Source organism: Acidilobus sp. 7A (assembly GCF_003431325.1).
Taxonomy (GTDB): domain Archaea; phylum Thermoproteota; class Thermoprotei_A; order Sulfolobales; family Acidilobaceae; genus Acidilobus.
The window spans coordinates 1,228,068-1,244,364 of record NZ_CP010515.1; the positions used below are offsets into that span (position 1 = coordinate 1,228,068).

Genomic DNA, 16,297 nt, shown 5'->3' on the forward strand with positions numbered 1-16,297 from the left:
TTTTTAGTTCACTAGGGTCGGCTTAAAGCCCCTCACTTTGCAAGGCTTAGCGGCAGCGGCTTTTTTGAGGGCTTAACTATCAGCGCGTCAAACACGAACGCAAGGCCTACGAAGAAGAACGAGACATGCGCGTTAAACGGCCATAGCAGCGCCGCAATGGCCTGAGACACGTAGGGGGTAAGGTTGTATCTTCTAGCCGAGGACCAGCCCATGATGACCGGCAGCATCATGGGTACATGTATTAAGACAAACATAGTTATAATGCCCAGCGTCACGGCGTGGATTATGACGAGAAGGCCCAACTTAATGGCTACGGACACCAGTAATGTGATCCCAACGGCTAGCAGCGCCGCGAATGCAAAGACGTGACCGTAAAGGAAGTAAAGCGTGCCGCCGCGAGCTGCGGGCGAGGGCGAGGCCTTGGCCTTAGCATAGTACCTCCTTAAGCTTCCGCCCCTGAAGGCGGGCACGGAGACTATCATCGAGGCCCCTAGGAGGGCCTCCACGAGCTTAGGCTCACCAAGTAGGGCCAGCGCTGCTGCAGCGCTTAGGAAAACAAAGGTAAGTCCTGTCAAGGCCTTTGATGATGTATCGCCAAAAGTTGAGGGGAACGTGTGGAGGGTCACCGCAAAGATTGCGCCAACAGCCTCTATAACTATGAAGATAAGCGCCATCTGAAACAGGTCACGCACTGACGCCCCTATAATTACCAGCCCGGCCAGCGCCTGCGTGTAGCCAAGCATGGCCACAGATAGCCTGACGTCCCACCTCCTCAGGGCGTAGACAGAGAGTGAGGCCAGGGAGGCGCCAAATATTATCAAGGAGGCCCCCAGAGGGGCTGTAGGACCCCCTAGCGACGCCGCGAGGCCAGCCGCCGCGACAGCGAAGGCCAGGGCTGAGGTCAGGTACTCCAGAGCCCTGGCAGTCCTAGAGCCCCCCTTTAACGACGAGGTAGCGTAAGCCACGGCCACGCCGGCTATGAAGGTCGGCAGGACGGCCTCGAACATTAGCTTCGCGTGGTAAAGAGCCAACCCGGCCGTAACCACATAGAGGGCCGCTATGAGCTCCGCTATTGAGAGGTAGGTCAGGGTCCTGGCGGTCAGCCTCGTGAACCTCGACGGCATAGCGCATCGCCCTATTAAAACTCCACCCAGTCGCCTGCCAGGACCTCCCTTGACTCGATGCCAAAGGAGCTAGACTCCCTCATCACAAGGCTGCCGCTGCAGTGTAGCGGCACCAGCACCTTAACTCCTAGCGACGCGAGGGCCTCAAGCTCTGATCTAACCCCCTCGGGCGGGCTCCACGCGAGGTGAAGGCCACCTATGACTGCAAAGGGTCTCACGCCAGTGTCGTTAAGCGCCTTTGCAACAATCTTCGAGGGCCCTGGGTGGGAGCAGCCGTGAACAGTCACTAGCCCCCTCCCTTTCAAGTTGATGGCAAGCGCCTGCTCATATGGAGGACCGTACTGCTGCGAGAGGAGGAACGCCCCTGGGAGCACCTCGCTCCCAGTTACGACCCTCTTGGCGCTAAGCCCCAGGTCCTCTATGGCCCTCTCGAGACGCCATGAGGCCCCGGCTGGTATAAGCACAGGGGCCCTGGTCCCAGACCTGGCCAGAGCTGCAAGGCCCCCTGTATGGTCAAAGTGCTCATGAGATATTATTGCGAGGTCAACCGTTGAGAGGTCAACTCCCATGGCTGATGCGTTAGACCCTAACGTGGTGTCAGAGGAGCCAGCGTCAAAGAGCAGGCGCCACCTCTCGCTTTCAATATAAAGTGAAAGGCCGTACTCGCCCCTTAAGCCTGCCCTAGGTTTCTCGTCAACCAGAACTCCGACCCTTAGCTTATTTATGGAGTCCATAACGTGTCCCGCTTTTATCTAATTGGTGCTGGCAACATATATCTATATCTGCTTATCACAATGGTGAGGTTCTCCATGTATCTGCTCCACAGCGTGCTTCACCACAGGCGTCAGTATATCAAGGGCTAGCCTCATGGCTGATGGGCTGCCTGGAACTACAACAACTAGGGACTGTCCAACGACAAAGGCCGAGACCCTGCTCAATATAGCCTCGTACCCCACCTCGTCAAGGCTCTTGAGCCTGAATATCTCGCCGAAGCCAGGCAATTCCTTTGAAGCGAGCTGCTTCACTACATCGTATGACAGGTCCTTGGGCGAGGGTCCAGTGCCTCCGCTAACTAAGACGACGTCGGCGCGTGACACAGCGTCAAGTACAGAGGACCTTATAGTGCTGGCATCGTTCGGAACTACGGTAGCGAACACGAGCTGGCGGCCCTCCTTCGCCAGCCTCTCCTTTACTAACGGCGTCACCTCGTCCCTCTTCTCCCCCCTGTAGACGTGATCGCTAGTCACAACGAGGCCGAAGCTGACCATTCGGATCCCCCTACGCCCCTCGCCTAGGTAAGCTTATAATAATTTAACCAACGCATTCTACGTGGGACAACGCCTTGATGGAGCTGGTGTCTCCCCCAGGAGTGAAGGCGCATGTAGGCGTTATAGGCGGCTCTGGGCTCTACGAGGCCGGCATCCTGAAGAACCCTGTTGAAGTAAAGGTGAACACCCCCTACGGCGAACCCAGCGACTACATAACAGTAGGGGAGGTAGAGGGCGTCAAGGTGGCCTTCCTGCCCAGGCACGGGAGGGGGCACAGGTACCCGCCCCACATGGTTAACTACAGGGCAAACATTTGGGCTCTCAAGGCCCTTGGTGTGAGGTGGGTCATAAGCGTCTCAGCAGTGGGCAGCCTGAGGGAAGAGATGAGACCTGGTGACATAGTTCTGCCTGAGCAGTTCATAGACATGACTAAGGGGAGGAGGTACACGTTCTTCGACGGCCCCGTAACGGTCCACGTGAGCATGGCGGACCCGTTCTGCAAGCACCTTGTTGACGAGCTCTATAGCAGCGCCGCCAGGCTTGGCTACAGGGCCCACAGGGGGGCCACATACGTCTGCATAGAGGGCCCCAGGTTCTCAACCAGGGCTGAGAGCAGGGTCTGGAGGGACATCTTCAAGGCCGACATAATAGGGATGACTCTGGTCCCTGAGGTTAACCTGGCGTGCGAGGCCGAGCTGTGCTACGCTACCCTGGCCACGGTCACTGACTATGACGTCTGGGCTGAGCACCCAGTGACGGCCGCCGAGGTCGCTAAGGTCATGGAGGAGAACACTGAGAAGGCCAGGAAAATACTTTACGACGTAATACCTCGCTTGGCGACTGAGCCAGAGGTGTCCCGCTGCAGCTGCTGTAGGGCGCTCCAGAATGCTATCCAGTGACGTTGAAAATCAGGTGAAGGAGGCTATAGAAGCCGCCGGCAGCGTGCAGAAGCCAAAGCTACTTGACGACATGCTCATAACCTACTCCTATGACTCGCTCCCAGCGGCCAGGGCCCTCTATATATCACTCGTATCGTCCGGCGTCAGGGTGGCGCTAGCCTCGCACACAGAGGCCTCGACGCTCATAATTCCCTACCGCGACGTTGGCGAGGTCGTAGTGATGTCTGTTAGCTCCAAGGACAGCAGGGCGATCAGGGTCGCTGAGGAGGCGGCTATGATGGGGACCCTGACGTACTTCGTTGCGCCACCCATGGACGAGACCCTGGAGGCCAGGCTCTCCAGGCACGATAACCTTGAGAGGCTCGTCGTAAGCCCGCGGGCGCCGCTCTTGACTATGATGGCTGCCGCAACCCTCTGGTCGAGCGACTTGAAGGGGCCCAGGGGAACCAGGCTAAGGGCTGAGGTGGCGGACATCAACAACTCTATTACATGGGTGCTGTCAAGGTATGGTAAGGAGATAGGGGAGGCCTCCAGGCTCAGCAACTTCACTGCCCTTTATGGGCCCTCCCTCGCGCCCGGCTCCCTCTACCTCTGCAGGGTCTGCGCGGATAGGTGCAGGGACACCATATCAATGGATGAGCCAGACAGGCTGTCCAAGGTAGGTGACGCACTGGTGCAGATGATAAGCACCGTCGAGGAGCACGACTACATGGACGTAGAGCTTGAAATTAGGCTCAGAAGGCTCAGTCGCGTGAAGCTCGAGTTCAACGTTGACCCTATCACAGCCAACCTTTACGCCGCGATAGCCGCCTCACTCATAGGGGGTAGGACCGCTTGATGCGCCATCAGATGAAGCAGGCCATAGTGCTCAGGAGGGACTTACAGATGGGCAGGGGGAAGGCGGCCGCCCAGGCGGCCCACGCGGCCTGCGACGCCGTCGTGCAAATAGTGAACGGCGACAACAGGCAGTGGTCAGAGTGGCTTCGCGAGTGGCTCTCACAGGGCCAGAAGAAGGTCGTGCTTAGGGTGGAGAGTGAGGATGAGTTGAACAAGGTTTACTCTGAGGCCGTGTCACTGGGCCTCCCAACTTCAATAATAGAGGACGCTGGACTCACCCAGCTGCCGCCAGGCACTAAGACAGCTGTAGCGGTGGGGCCTGCCCCCTCAGAGCTCGTGGACAAGGTCACTGGAAAGCTGAAGCTTTATTGATAAGATATAGTAAACGCTTAACTCAAAAGCGTGAAGGACCACATCAGAAGGCATCTGAAGCTCTTACTAAACGCAGGGCTATACATTTTGCAGAAGGCGCTTCATGCTCTTACCAAGATAAAGACCGCGAAAGGCTTTAATATATTTAATAATATAAATTTTAATTAAATATGACCGGGCTTCGTCCGGAGGGCGCAGCACCCGTTTGTCCCTCGCCCTCACCTCAATCATCTGCTTATTCACTATCGAGCGCGGGGACCCCCACCTCGCCCGCGCCTCATAGGCAATCAGCGTGGGCTCATGGCGGCTGTCAGGCCCAGCGGCGGGGCATCTAAGGCCCTCATCCCCCTCGCCCTTGGGGCAGCGCCCCCATCAGGCGAGGGGTCATCCACTCAGCCTGTTGCGGACGTAATACTATATAGTGATTTCTACTGCCGTGAAAAAGGAATTCAGCCTACAGGCGCTGCCTTGGCAGCCTCTGCCTTGGCCTCCCTCCTCTTCACAACGATGACAGGACTTGAGGCCGGGAACTGAGTTCTGTCAGCATAGTTGTACGTGTAGTACTCAGGCCTGAGCCTCTCCAGTATCACCTCAAAGGCCTTCTCAGGCCTCGTGTGCTCGCCGCAGGTGTACGCGTCAACTGTGGCGTAGCGGTACTCAGTCCAAGTGTGGACAACTATGTGGCTCTCATTGACCAACGCTATAACTGAGACTCCTCCCTTCTGGCCTCCTATCTTCCAGCTCATTATCTCTATCAGCGTGGCATTGGCGGCCTTGACGGCATCAAGCACTGCCTGACGCACTAGGTTCTCGTCCTCTGCTACCTCCCTGGGTATCCCGTACAGGCTTCCAAAAACATGCTTACCTATTATATAGTCCCTCACAGCCTCTCCTTCAGGGCTACTTGACACTTTCCAGATCATGCCCTCCTTAGGGCCTGTTACCTCGCTTAGCGTGGAGGCTTAATAAACTATTCTGGCCCTGCCTGAGGTAATCAAACATAGATTTAGACTAATAAAAATACCATTTTATTCATTGCAATTCAAAATCTTTCTAAAAATGAAAATAATATACGTAATGTACTGGGTAACCTTTTTTAAGTTCTAAGCAAACTAGCAAAAGCTTTGGGTCTGAACATGCCGGAGGAGGATGACGCGGAGCTAAGGAAGATACTTGAGAGGAAGAAGGCTGAATATGTCGCCCAAGCTCTCCCAGGCACAGGACTGCAAGGCTCAGGGGAGCAGCTTGTGGCCGAGCTTAACGACTCCACCTTTGACAGCTACATAAGCTCCCACAGGGCCGTTGTCGTTGACTTCTGGGCCCCGTGGTGCGCGCCGTGCTTCCTAATATCCCCAATAATAGACGACCTGGCGGCCCAGCATCGCAAGATAGCCTTTGCCAGGGTCAACGCTGACGAAAGCCCTGAGACGGCCTCGAAGTACTACGTTATGAGTCTGCCAACTGTCATGTTCTTCCTTGACGGCCAGGAGGTAGACAGGGTTGTAGGCGCTGTGCCCGAGGATGTGCTGGAGGAGAGGGTGCAATGGCTAGAGTCAAGGCTTTGATGCTAGGCATTGACTCCCTAACCTACAAGTACTTCATGAAGTGCAACTCCAGGAACCTGCTCACGCTGCTGGACACCACGTTCAGGGGGGTCACAGAGAACAGGACTCTGCAGAGCCCTGCGTCAGCGTGGCTAACAGTCCTGACAGGCGAGGAGACCCAGACCCAGGGCTTCCTGTTGAAGGCCCCCGAGCTCCCACTCGTGTCGGAGACCAGGGCCACACTGATTAATGTACCCCTCACGAACCCAACCCTGGGGAGCCCCAGCTTTGCCATGGACTCTAGTACCAGCGCTAAGGAGGAGGTGGATAGCGTTGTCAGCGCCGTCCTCGAAGCCCTGGACTCAGGGCCAGTTATAGCTGCTATAACTGCCCTTGAGAGGCTGCCTACACCGGACCCGTGCCCGATCTACAGCGTGATAGACTCTGCGGCGAGGAAGCTGGTCCTGGCTGCTGACGAGTTCATAGTGTTCTCCCCCTACGGCCCTAGGACCGCTAATGGCTACGACCCCTACGGGGTTTACCTGGCCAGCAAGCCCAGGCCCAACGAACATGAGACTGTGAAGCTCTGGGAGATAGGGCGCATATTCAGCATAATGGCTGGCAGGGACTAAAAGCTAATAACAAAAGATTTAAAATAATTAAAATTAAATCTAGAAAAAGGCTAGAGCCTTTTGCCGACCTGTGCGCCAGCAAGAGCGGACGCGAAGGCCACAGCAGCGAGCAGCGCCACGTATATTATTGAGGGTGGCGCGCTGGCCCTTGCCTGCGCGTTAGCTTGCTCCACGCTCCCCAGCTCGGCTGTGTACTCCTGCGCCTGCGGAAGCAGCGCCTGTGCGCCGGTTGGCGCCGTAAGGGCAGGCGACGCCAGTGCCTGTGAGCCTATTGGCACCGTCGTAAGGGCGGCAGGCGACGTGTGGGACCCTGAGAGAACGCCTGAGGCCTCAGAGGACAGGGCCGATATCTCGTAGGCCCCATGTATCGCGGCGTACCTCATTAGGGCCTGCCCAACCGGGTCAGGCACCGCCTGCGGGCTCACGTAGGTGGGGAACTGGACCGGGTACAGGTTGTTTGCGGCCGCGTCCTCTCCAGACACAAACACGTACCACGGGCCAGCCAGGCTGTAGAGGCCCTGCGGGCCGAAGGCCGTCATGGACGAAGTGTAGACCGAGGGTATGTAGAACTTGCCCACCCACTCGCCAAGCGAAGCGTTGTACTGCAGCGGCACGCCAACGGAGAAACCGTATGACATGAGGTAAGGTGCGTACTGAGCCGGAATTGCGGTAGCTATAAACGTGCCCTGGGTCACTGGGGTGCCGTTGGCGTAGGTTATGTTAGCGAACACGTTCAGCCACAGGCCCTCTATCGTGTAGTAGGCGCTCTGCACAGTGGCGCTGAGCTGCTGCGGCGCCACGTAGAACGACTGGTTGAGATAGCCGAACAGCGGCCCTGTGCTGCTGTTCTCCTCGCTCACGAAGACAGCGTCGTACCAGCCCGGCGGCATGGATGGAGGCACCACGAAGTACCCTATCTGGTAGCCCAGCCGTGGGGCAGGGGCTGGCTGCAGCGGCACCTGCTTCACCAGGGTTCCATTAAGGCTGTATATGTCCACGTAGACCTGGCTCGTGAACTGGCCAAAGCCGAAGGGGTCTATAACTTGTGCCAGGAACGTGAGGCTCTGGCCGGCCGTTACGCTCGGGGTTCCGTCGTTCAGCGGCGTTATCACGCGGCCAAGCAGTACCATCTCGCCGAAGTAGACGTACTCATAGGCCGCGCCGTCAACCTTGCCGTTAGGAGCTGTTGAGTAGACGTACATTATGTAGGCGCCCTGCGGGTCTGGGTACGGCAGCATTGCTGTGCCCTCGTAGAGGCCTGGCTCAGTAGTGTTAGGCAGCAGGGTTGCGTTGAAGTAATTAATGCCGTCGTGGTAGAAGGCTGCAGTGAGCGAGGGCACGGTCATCGGCGTGCCGTTGGGGTAGATCGCGTAGACCTCTACCTCGAACGGCTCATTCACGGGTATCGATGGGGCGTAGGGGTACGGTGTAGGCGCTATTATGGTTAGCCCTGTCCCTATGTAGACGTCCGTGGCGCCCGTGCCGCTGAGCCCTGCGGAGGTGCCGTTGACCACTATTGTCCACACGTTAGGCGGCAGCCCCTCCTCGACAGTCACGTTGCCAACCCAGTAGGTGCCGTTGAAGGTCAGGGGCACCTCCATCGCGAGGCCCTGCGTCGTGAAGACGTAGGCGTTGAACTTGCCCTGCGTCACCGGGGTCCCGTTGGGGTACCGTATGGCTGCGACGACCTGGAAAGTGCTGTTATACATGTACCAGGCGTACATGGCGCCGGGCTGATACGTGGTCACAGCTATACTCAGCGAGGGGAAGCGCGTCAGCTCGTACTTTATTGCGTAGGCCAGGAGGCCTGCGTTGGGGGAGCCCAGGCCTGTCACCAGGTTATACCCCGGCTTCGCAAGGTACTTGCCGTTGTAGCCGAAGGTTATCTGGTGGAACGCCATGTTGTACAGCGTCTGGTTCCTGTATATATCGTACAGCAGCGGGTTGAGGAGGCCGAGCTTCACGCCTAGGTAGCCGTCTATGTCAGCTGTTATGCCGGCCCACAGCGGCGACGCCAAGCTAGTGCCGCCTATGACTTGCATCTGCCCATCTACGATCTCAACGAAGCCAGTGTAGGGGTTGGCGTCAGCGGCCACGTCTGGCGTTGTCCTGAAGAAGCCCTTGACGACGCCGTACTGATACCACGGCTTCGGGAAGAGGCTCGAGTAGCCGCCCGTAGAGGCAACCTCGGAAGTTCCATCGAGTGGGCTAACGGACCAGGCGGTCTCGTAGCCGTAGGTGCCCGTCGAGTTGAGGAACTGTATTGAGCCCGAAGTAACGTTGACGAAGAGCGTCGTGCCTCCCACTGCTGTGACGAACGGCGATGACGACGGGAACAACACCGCGCCATAGGTGGTTGGGGTGGCGTCAAAGGCCCCCTCGTCGCCGGACGAGGCAAAGAAGCTTATCCCTTCGGCCGCGCCAAGGGCGAAGTAGTAGTCGGCAAACGGGTAGTTAAGGGTGAAGGCAGGGACTGTTGTGTAGACGCCCGACATACCTATGAGGTTCTCTGGCAGGCCCCAGCTCATTGAGACGACGTCCGCTAGGTCCGTGCTAACCACGTAGTCAACAGCCTCAAACAGCGCGTTATCAGGGTTCGCCGCTATTATCAGGTATATGTGGGCGTACGGCGCCATGCTCTGAGCAGCCTCAACATCAAGTGCCGTCTCTATGTCCCAGCCAGTGAGGTAGCCAAGCGACGGGTGATACGGCCCTATCGGTATTATCGTCAGATTTACGGGCGGCAGGTTGAACATTGCGTCAAACTCGGCTAGGTCCTGGTATATGAGTGGGTCACCGTAGGCGTCTATTATGGCTATTGAGGCCCCCTCGCTGTACTGCATAAGGTCTGTCACGTTATAGGCCCCCTCGAAGTCAGCCGGCGTGTAATATGTGTAAGCCGAGGCCACCTGCTGGGGCAGCGCTGGGAGGCCGCTGAAGTTGGCCGGCATGAACGTGTAGTGCTCTATCCTGCCTGCTACTATGAACTGCGGCTTGAAAGCCGTCCTGTTAGTCAGGCCAAGCACTAGGGTGCCCTGCAGGGCCCCTGGTATCCTCGGCATGCCGCTCGGGGCGTAGTAGACTGCGCCGTCAGGCGACCTGTAGAGGTCCAGCTGTACCCCAAACACCTTCTCAACCACGTAGGCGGGCGCCTGAGCCATGACTGACAGCCTGTCAGGGCTTAGGTAAGTAATCGTGAATCCGCTCTCCTTGAGGAAGTTCACTATGGCGTCGAACTCCTCCTGGGAGGGCGCGAAGAGGCTGAGCACCTGGCTTCTGCTGAGCGGGCTCAGCTGGTGCTCGGAGACCTCCTGGGCCACCAGCATAAGCTCGTTGAGGCTCCTCGGGGGCAACAGGATGGATATGCTGACGACTGCGTTAGGGCTGAGCTGGCCCAGCTCGGAGCCCTGCAGCGGGGGACCATAATAGCTCACGCCCTGGGCCCTCGCCACCCTTACGCCAGGAAGCGCAAGGCTCGTCGAGGCCAGCAGGAGGACCAGTAGAAGGAAGACCAAAAGGACTTTACCCGCACTAAGGCCACCCCTTACAGCTAGCTGTTTTTACTGTTACTCTAAAGCTATATTTAAGGTTTGCTACCAACAACTTACTGCAAGCAGAAAAAGCTTTACAAACACTGATGATTGTCACCAGAGGCTTCTATTAGCAACCTTTCCTGCGGCGCTAACGCTATTTACTCCGCCAGCTAGATTTCCACAGCAGCTTAAGGGGGCGCGAGGAGCTAAGGTTGACGAGAACGCTGAGCATGCTGACCTTTAAGAGGAAGTACCTGAACTTGATACTGAGTGGGAGGAAGAGGAGCACCATAAGGCTCGGCAGCTTCCAGGTCAGGGAGAAGTACCTCAAGGTAGTGAGCTCCGGCAGGCCTGTAGCCGTCGTGCAGGTTGACAGGGTTATTCATAAGAAGGTCAAGGAGCTCACCGACGAGGACGCAAGGCTTGACGGATTTAAGGGGCTTCCCGAGCTGTTTAGGGAGCTGAGGTCCATCTATGGTGACTTCCTGCTCGATGATGACGTGACCATTATCACGTTCACCCTAAGGAGGGTGCTGGAGGGGATACATGACGCAGGCGGCTCGGCCAGAGGCTATGGAGCTGACGAGGGCGCGAGAGGCGCAGCCGCAAGGGCGAGGAAGGGGAGGCCGCTGCGCTAGGGGGCCGCGTCAAGAGGGCGCGCCAGCGCGGCGCCTTTAAGCTTTGACGACGGAGGAATATTATTAAGCTTCAAAAGTCCATGTAAATGAGGTGCAGCTACTCATGGAAACTCCAAGGGTGAGGACCTACATACCTGGTCTTGACGAGATACTCTACGGTGGCATACCCGATAGGAACGTAGTCATGATATCAGGGGGGCCTGGCACAGGCAAGTCAATAATGGCCCAGCAGTTCATCTACAACGGCCTCGTCAGGGGTGAGCCAGGCGTTTATGTTGCCCTCGAGGAGCACCCGAGTTCCATAAGGAGGAGCTTCAGGCACTTTAACTGGAACATAGACGAGTACGAGAAGAACGGCACATTCGCCATAGTGGACGCTTTCACCACTGGCATAGGTGCCGCCGCCCAGAGGGAGAGGTACATCGTCAAGAGTCTAGATGACGTCTCCGAGCTAGCTGATGTCATAAGGCAGGCAATTAAGGACACGAAGGCTAAGAGGGTTGCCATAGACTCGGTGAGCACCCTTTACCTCTCGAAGCCTGCAACGGCCAGGGGCACCGTGATGGCCCTCAAGAGGATAGTGTCAGGGCTTGGCTGCACGGCGTTCTTCGTGAGCCAGGTCTCCGTGGGCGAGAGGGGCTTCGGGGGCCCAGGGGTTGAACATGCTGTGGACGGAATAATAAGGCTGGACCTTGACGAGATCGAGGGAAGGCTCTACCGCTCCATAATAGTCTGGAAGATGAGGGACTCAAAGATATCAATGATGAGGCACCCGATGGACATAACCGACAACGGGATAGTTGTCGCGTGGGACAAGTACCTTAGGGTAACCCCTAGCTCAATTTCTATAGAGGATCTGCCTAAGGAGGTAGTCAACGAGATGAGAAGATTCATAGGCAGGGAGACGGAATCCAGAGGTAACAAAGGGTTAGAGTAATGATACATATCTAAACTCAAGATGCATCGTTCAACCACAAGGGGCCCTCGCCTGAAGCCGAGCCCCATAGGTATCAAACAAAGTAATTCTGTAGATAAAACCGCTAGACCACGCAAGGCTCGTTAGAAGGGGCCTAAAGAGCCAGGAGCCCGTGCACTAACATCCAGACGCCGATACCTGCGTTGGCGGCGACTATCATAGGCGCGAAGACCACCGAGAGCGTGTTGAGAACCTTTATCAGGGGGTTCATCGAGGGGCCCGTGGTGTCCTTGAATGGGTCACCCACCGTATCGCCTACCACGGCCGCCTTGTGGGCCTCGCTCCCCTTACCACCCAGCCTCGGGTCAAGGTTAGCCTCTATGTACTTCTTGGCGTTGTCCCAGGCCCCGCCAGCGTTAGACATGAGAAGCGCCCTCGGAACGCCTACAAGTATGGCGCCCATTATGAGACCTGCTATGGCCTGCCAACCAAGCAGGAGGCCTACAGCGATAGGTGATATTATAGCCACCAGCACTGGCATCATGAACTCCTGCAGGGCCCTCCTGGTGGCAATGTCTACGACCCTAGCGTAGTCCGGCTTCTCCTTCCACTCCATTATGCCGGGCCTCTCCCTGAACTGCCTCCTTATCTCCTCAACTATCTCCATGGCGGTCCTGCCCACGGCGCCGAGGGTCCTGCTGGCTAGCACATAGACTACTACGGCACCCACTAGCGCGCCTATGAGGACGTTCGGGTTTATTATGATTATGCTATTTATTAAGTCTACAGGGCCAGACACGTACTTAGCTGCCACGCTTATGACCTCGAATACGAAGCCTATGAAGAGCACTAGCGCCGCCATGGCTGCACTGCTTATCGCGTAGCCCTTCGTCGTGGCCTTGGTAGTGTTGCCCACAGCGTCAAGCACGTCCAGCCTGTCCCTGACCTCCTCCGGAAGGCCTGCCATCTCGGCCACGCCAGCCGCGTTATCGCTGACAGGCCCGAAGGAGTCTGCAGTTATTATTATTCCTGCTACGGAGAGGAGCCCCACTGAGGCGAGGGCCGTTCCATAGATGCCCGCGAGGAAGCCCGAGTAGCTGCTCAGCAACGATGATGAGACCAGGTCCTTGAAGGCGAAGAACCCCATGGCATAGGTCACACCGAGCACTAGCGCTATAATGAGTATCACAGGTATGGCACTTATTAAGCCGTAGGAGTAGCCAGTCACTATCACGGTCGCGGGGCTTATCAGAGCCTGGTTCGCTATTTCCTTCACAGGCTTATAGGTGTAGTGGGTGTAGTACCCTGTTAGAGCCAATACTAGGGGGGCCAGTATGGCTCCGAGCGACGCTGCAAGCGGGGCCAGTAGAGCCACGGATAGCCCAAGGCCCCTCAGAAGGAAGTAGCTGACTATGAAGAACAGCACTATTGAGATTCCTATGGTCTCATATATGTCATAGGATATTGCTGTCAGCGGGTGCTGCGACCCCCTCAGCCTGAGCATTGCTATGCCAGCGAACGTGGCCAACAGCGCTATGGCGCCGTAAAGTATGGGCAGCACTACGAGCTGAGGGTAGCTGCTGGACCAACCCATAACCCAGGCCAGGAATATTGCGCCAGTCACTATAACTATGTAAGACTCGAAGACGTCAGCTGCCATTCCTGCGACGTCACCGACGTTGTCACCAACGTTGTCGGCTATGACACCTGGGTTCCTTGGGTCGTCCTCTGGTATGCCCTTCTCAATCTTGCCTACCAAGTCAGCGCCCAGGTCAGCTGCCTTAGTATATATGCCTCCGCCGACCCTCATGAAGAGCGTCACAAGGCTTGCCCCAAAGGCCATCGATATGAGGGCCAGCGCCCAGGAACTAGGCAGGGCATGAATGAAGCCGATATAGAGGACGCTTATAAGGAGCAGCGCTATGCCAGCTAGTGAGAGGCCCATCACTGCCCCAGCGCGCCAGGCGAGCCTGAGCGAGTGGAAGACGCTGTTCCTAGCTGCCATGGCGGCCCTTGTTGCCGACCTGGTAGTTACGTACATCCCTAAGTATCCAGCTAGCATAGAGCCCGCTGCCCCTACTATGAAGGCGGCGGCTGAGGAGCCTCCCAGGGCATAGCTGTGATCTGCATAGGAGATACCTACGGCTATTATTATTGCAAGCACCACTAACACTATAGACAGAGTCCTGAACTGGCGGAAGAGGTAGGCCCTGGCACCGCTGGCTATAGAATCCGATATGAACTTGACGTTCTCTGGGCCTGGGTCCTGCGAGAGCACCCACCTTGCAAGCCCGACAGCTATCGCTACGCTTATCACACCTACTATGGCGCCAATAGATGCTATCACGATATCAGATCCCATATAAAGGCCCACCACGCATATTAAGGAATTGAAAGAGGCATGTATTTAAATCTTCATTTTCGCAGCTTCTTAATTTTGTATCCCACGTTTTTCTGGTCTCCCTACGAGCTCAAAAGCGCCTGTACAAGCTCTTTTGTCTTCTACTGAGGCTAGTATACGTCCCTTGGAGGTCTTTGATGTCACCCAACTCAGGCGGCTAACGCGAGGCTATGCGTAAAGGTCCCCTGGTAGCCTTGTAAATGGAGTCTTAAAGGTTGGCTTTGCATAAGCCTCTCACAACTCGGTATAAACGCTAAGTCATGGAAAGTTATCTTGGCGATGATCTATAATAGTGAAAAGGGGGCGGGCTCCTGCTAAATCCGGTGAAGCGATCTGCTCGCAAGCATAAAGAGGTTGCTTACACTCACCCTCTCAGCGCCCATAAAGCCAGGGGCAGTCCATAGGCTTATAGTTGATGAGGACTTTGAGCGGAGGCTCTACGAGGCCATCGAGGTCATGCCTCTGGTTGATGAGGCCTTCAGGAGGGCGGGCCTCGTCGCAGAGGGCAGGCTATCTTCGCGCGAGCTCGGTCTGGGAAACATTATCGGGAAGGCCCTCAGGTCCGCCTTCGACGCAAGTGGTGAGCTCCCCCTGGTGGGCCTCTGGGCCGCCGGGCTCGTGACCGCAGCAATTGATGGGTACGCCGAGAACGCCAACGTTAGACTTCCCGAGGGGCTGAAGACCATTGCTATGCGCCTCCTCTATGGTAGCTCCCAGTCGGACGTGGAGGCGCTCGTGGAAGCCCTAAGTGACGTCGGCGACTCAGAAGTCCTTCAGAGCGTTGAGGCCGAGGGGCTGACCCTGAGCAGCATATCTATGAGAACGCAGTCCCTCGGCGAGCTCTTTGAGGTCATCCAGAGGGTCGACAGGGGCTTCATGATGAACGCCAAGGGCATTGACCAGGTAATAGCGCTCTCAAAGCTCTTCAGCGGCGCCAGAAGCCCTGTGGCGGGCGTCGTCAAGGTATACCTGAGGCTGGCCGCGGACCTCAAGGGGGGCGGGGAGCTGGACGTCCTGGCAAGGTCAAGCGAGCTCGACCCCGCCTCCCTGCTTAAGCTTGACAGGGCGCTCTCCCGCGAGAGGCCTACGCTCAACAGGCTTCTGGGAGGCGTCTTCCTGGCAGCCTACGTTGGCGCCTCCTCACGGGCTGCAACAGGGAGCTGAAAACCCAGGGCGCCTAACCACCTTTAACGGGCCGCTAGGTCACTGTGCGCGACTATACCTGACCGTTAAGCTTCCAAAGGGCGGCACCTTCAAGGAGCGTCATGAAGTACAGGAGACTGCCCAGCGGCCTGGAGGTCTCGGAGGTAGGCCTGGGCCTATGGTCCCTCGTCACAGACGAGTGGGGGGCCAACACGGATGTGGCTGAGGACGTTATAAGGGAGGCCCTGAGGCTCGGCATCAACTTCTTTGACACTGCCGACGTCTATGGCAGGGGCAAGGGCGAGGAGGTGCTTTCAAAGGCTCTTGGCCCTAAGATTGACGACGTTGTAGTCCTGACCAAGATAGGCCTTGACTTCTACAGGTGCGGCCGCATAAGGCCTAACTTCGACGTAGGCTACCTGGAGACGGCCCTCAGCAGGTCGCTTGAGAGGCTCAATGTGGGCTATGTAGACATTTTGATGCTTCATAATCCGACCATGGACGTCATAACCAGGAGGGAGGTGCTGGACTTCATGAGGGACGTCAAGAGGTCCGGGAGGGCCAAGATGATAGGCGTCTCCCTGGGCCCCACGGTAGGCTGGGGCGACGAGGGCAAGACGGCCGCAGCAGTGGGTTATGAGGCGCTGGAGTACATATTTAACATGGTAGAGCAACTGCCTGGGCTCGAGCTCCTCAGGCTTGACGGCGTGGCCCACATAATCAGGACGCCCCACGCGTCTGACGTTCTTGACGAGGTCAGGTGGCCCCTTAAGGGCTCCGAGAGGCTACACAGGGGGCTCAAGGACCCCTCATGGGTGGAGGCCGCGCTGAGGAAAGTCAACGGCCTCAGCGAGATAGCTAAGAGGGAGGGGCTGAGGCTCTACGAGCTAGCCATAGTCTACATTCTTGCTTTCAAGAACGTGCACTCTGTAGTGCCCAACATGACGTCGGTCAGCGACCTTCGCAGGTTTGTGGAGGCCGAGGAGAGGG

Annotated in this window: 14 protein-coding genes and 1 pseudogene; 9 read left to right on the top strand and 6 right to left on the bottom strand. The window is 57.1% G+C overall.

Annotated features, from left to right (window positions below; genetic code table 11):
* Positions 1–32: 32 nt before the first annotated feature.
* From SE86_RS06180 to SE86_RS06190, 3 genes are read right to left on the bottom strand one after another with little or no spacing between them, the layout of a single operon-like run.
* Positions 33–1,124, bottom strand: a complete 1,092-nt coding sequence (locus SE86_RS06180) for a hypothetical protein (protein ID WP_117354732.1) — start codon at positions 1,122–1,124, stop codon at positions 33–35.
* 14 nt (positions 1,125–1,138) lie between these two features.
* Positions 1,139–1,858: an MBL fold metallo-hydrolase gene (locus SE86_RS06185; RefSeq protein WP_117354733.1), complete on the bottom strand. Its 720-nt coding sequence runs from the start codon at positions 1,856–1,858 to the stop codon at positions 1,139–1,141.
* A gap of 42 nt (positions 1,859–1,900) precedes the next feature.
* Positions 1,901–2,392 (bottom strand): molybdenum cofactor biosynthesis protein B, encoded by a 492-nt coding sequence (locus SE86_RS06190; RefSeq protein WP_117354734.1) that lies wholly within the window; start codon positions 2,390–2,392, stop codon positions 1,901–1,903.
* Positions 2,393–2,469: 77 nt separating this feature from the next.
* On the opposite strand from SE86_RS06190, the gene SE86_RS06195 reads away from it, so the two are divergent.
* Genes SE86_RS06195 through pth2 form a run of 3 tightly spaced genes read left to right on the top strand, consistent with a single transcriptional unit; the run spans position 2,470 to position 4,500 of the window.
* Positions 2,470–3,291 carry an S-methyl-5'-thioadenosine phosphorylase gene (locus SE86_RS06195; RefSeq protein WP_117355166.1) on the top strand — a complete coding sequence of 274 codons (822 nt, stop codon included), beginning with the start codon at positions 2,470–2,472 and terminating at the stop codon, positions 3,289–3,291.
* Positions 3,278–4,129: a hypothetical protein gene (locus SE86_RS06200; protein ID WP_117354735.1), complete on the top strand. Its 852-nt coding sequence runs from the start codon at positions 3,278–3,280 to the stop codon at positions 4,127–4,129. Before SE86_RS06195 ends, SE86_RS06200 begins: the two co-directional genes overlap by 14 nt.
* The gene (gene pth2, locus SE86_RS06205; RefSeq protein ID WP_236747368.1) at positions 4,129–4,500 is read left to right on the top strand and encodes a peptidyl-tRNA hydrolase Pth2; all 372 of its coding nucleotides are present in this window, start codon (positions 4,129–4,131) and stop codon (positions 4,498–4,500) included. Before SE86_RS06200 ends, pth2 begins: the two co-directional genes overlap by 1 nt.
* A gap of 449 nt (positions 4,501–4,949) precedes the next feature.
* On the opposite strand, the gene speD is transcribed toward pth2, so the two are convergent.
* Positions 4,950–5,423, bottom strand: coding sequence for an adenosylmethionine decarboxylase (gene speD / locus SE86_RS06210; RefSeq protein WP_117354737.1), 474 nt, complete (start codon positions 5,421–5,423; stop codon positions 4,950–4,952).
* Positions 5,424–5,636: 213 nt separating this feature from the next.
* Between speD and trxA the strand changes: the two genes are divergently transcribed.
* Both trxA and SE86_RS06220 read left to right on the top strand, forming a co-directional pair.
* Entirely contained in the window at positions 5,637–6,065 is a 429-nt protein-coding gene (trxA, locus tag SE86_RS06215) for a thioredoxin (protein WP_117355167.1), read from the top strand.
* Positions 6,044–6,676 (top strand): hypothetical protein, encoded by a 633-nt coding sequence (locus tag SE86_RS06220; RefSeq protein ID WP_148666793.1) that lies wholly within the window; start codon positions 6,044–6,046, stop codon positions 6,674–6,676. Before trxA ends, SE86_RS06220 begins: the two co-directional genes overlap by 22 nt.
* Positions 6,677–6,726: 50 nt before the next feature.
* On the opposite strand, the gene SE86_RS06225 is transcribed toward SE86_RS06220, so the two are convergent.
* Positions 6,727–10,191, bottom strand: coding sequence for a protease pro-enzyme activation domain-containing protein (locus SE86_RS06225; RefSeq protein WP_117354739.1), 3,465 nt, complete (start codon positions 10,189–10,191; stop codon positions 6,727–6,729).
* A gap of 230 nt (positions 10,192–10,421) precedes the next feature.
* On the opposite strand from SE86_RS06225, the gene SE86_RS06230 reads away from it, so the two are divergent.
* Together SE86_RS06230 and SE86_RS06235 are read left to right on the top strand one after the other, a co-directional pair.
* A complete protein-coding gene (locus SE86_RS06230; protein WP_117354740.1) occupies positions 10,422–10,847 on the top strand; it encodes an ASCH domain-containing protein in 426 nt (141 codons plus the stop codon).
* A 103-nt stretch (positions 10,848–10,950) separates the two neighbouring features.
* Positions 10,951–11,784 (top strand): KaiC domain-containing protein, encoded by an 834-nt coding sequence (locus SE86_RS06235; RefSeq protein ID WP_117355168.1) that lies wholly within the window; start codon positions 10,951–10,953, stop codon positions 11,782–11,784.
* Between the two features lie 133 nt (positions 11,785–11,917).
* Here the strand turns inward: SE86_RS06235 and SE86_RS06240 are convergent, their stop codons facing one another.
* Positions 11,918–14,125: a sodium-translocating pyrophosphatase gene (locus SE86_RS06240; RefSeq protein WP_117355169.1), complete on the bottom strand. Its 2,208-nt coding sequence runs from the start codon at positions 14,123–14,125 to the stop codon at positions 11,918–11,920.
* A 393-nt stretch (positions 14,126–14,518) separates the two neighbouring features.
* Between SE86_RS06240 and SE86_RS06245 the strand changes: the two genes are divergently transcribed.
* Together SE86_RS06245 and SE86_RS06250 are read left to right on the top strand one after the other, a co-directional pair.
* A complete protein-coding gene (locus tag SE86_RS06245; RefSeq protein ID WP_117354741.1) occupies positions 14,519–15,328 on the top strand; it encodes a hypothetical protein in 810 nt (269 codons plus the stop codon).
* Positions 15,329–15,429: 101 nt separating this feature from the next.
* Positions 15,430–16,269 (top strand): annotated as a pseudogene (locus SE86_RS06250) (aldo/keto reductase); the annotation flags it as partial.
* Between the last annotated feature and the right edge of the window lie 28 nt (positions 16,270–16,297).

Coding starts and splice junctions, on each gene's coding strand:
- speD (WP_117354737.1), bottom strand. CDS start 5,423: ATGATCTGGAAAGTGTCAAGTAGCCCTGAAGGAGAGGCTGTGAGGGAC.
- SE86_RS06220 (WP_148666793.1), top strand. CDS start 6,044: ATGGCTAGAGTCAAGGCTTTGATGCTAGGCATTGACTCCCTAACCTAC.
- pth2 (WP_236747368.1), top strand. CDS start 4,129: ATGCGCCATCAGATGAAGCAGGCCATAGTGCTCAGGAGGGACTTACAG.
- trxA (WP_117355167.1), top strand. CDS start 5,637: ATGCCGGAGGAGGATGACGCGGAGCTAAGGAAGATACTTGAGAGGAAG.
- SE86_RS06240 (WP_117355169.1), bottom strand. CDS start 14,125: ATGGGATCTGATATCGTGATAGCATCTATTGGCGCCATAGTAGGTGTG.
- SE86_RS06180 (WP_117354732.1), bottom strand. CDS start 1,124: ATGCCGTCGAGGTTCACGAGGCTGACCGCCAGGACCCTGACCTACCTC.
- SE86_RS06235 (WP_117355168.1), top strand. CDS start 10,951: ATGGAAACTCCAAGGGTGAGGACCTACATACCTGGTCTTGACGAGATA.
- SE86_RS06190 (WP_117354734.1), bottom strand. CDS start 2,392: ATGGTCAGCTTCGGCCTCGTTGTGACTAGCGATCACGTCTACAGGGGG.
- SE86_RS06200 (WP_117354735.1), top strand. CDS start 3,278: ATGCTATCCAGTGACGTTGAAAATCAGGTGAAGGAGGCTATAGAAGCC.
- SE86_RS06185 (WP_117354733.1), bottom strand. CDS start 1,858: ATGGACTCCATAAATAAGCTAAGGGTCGGAGTTCTGGTTGACGAGAAA.
- SE86_RS06195 (WP_117355166.1), top strand. CDS start 2,470: ATGGAGCTGGTGTCTCCCCCAGGAGTGAAGGCGCATGTAGGCGTTATA.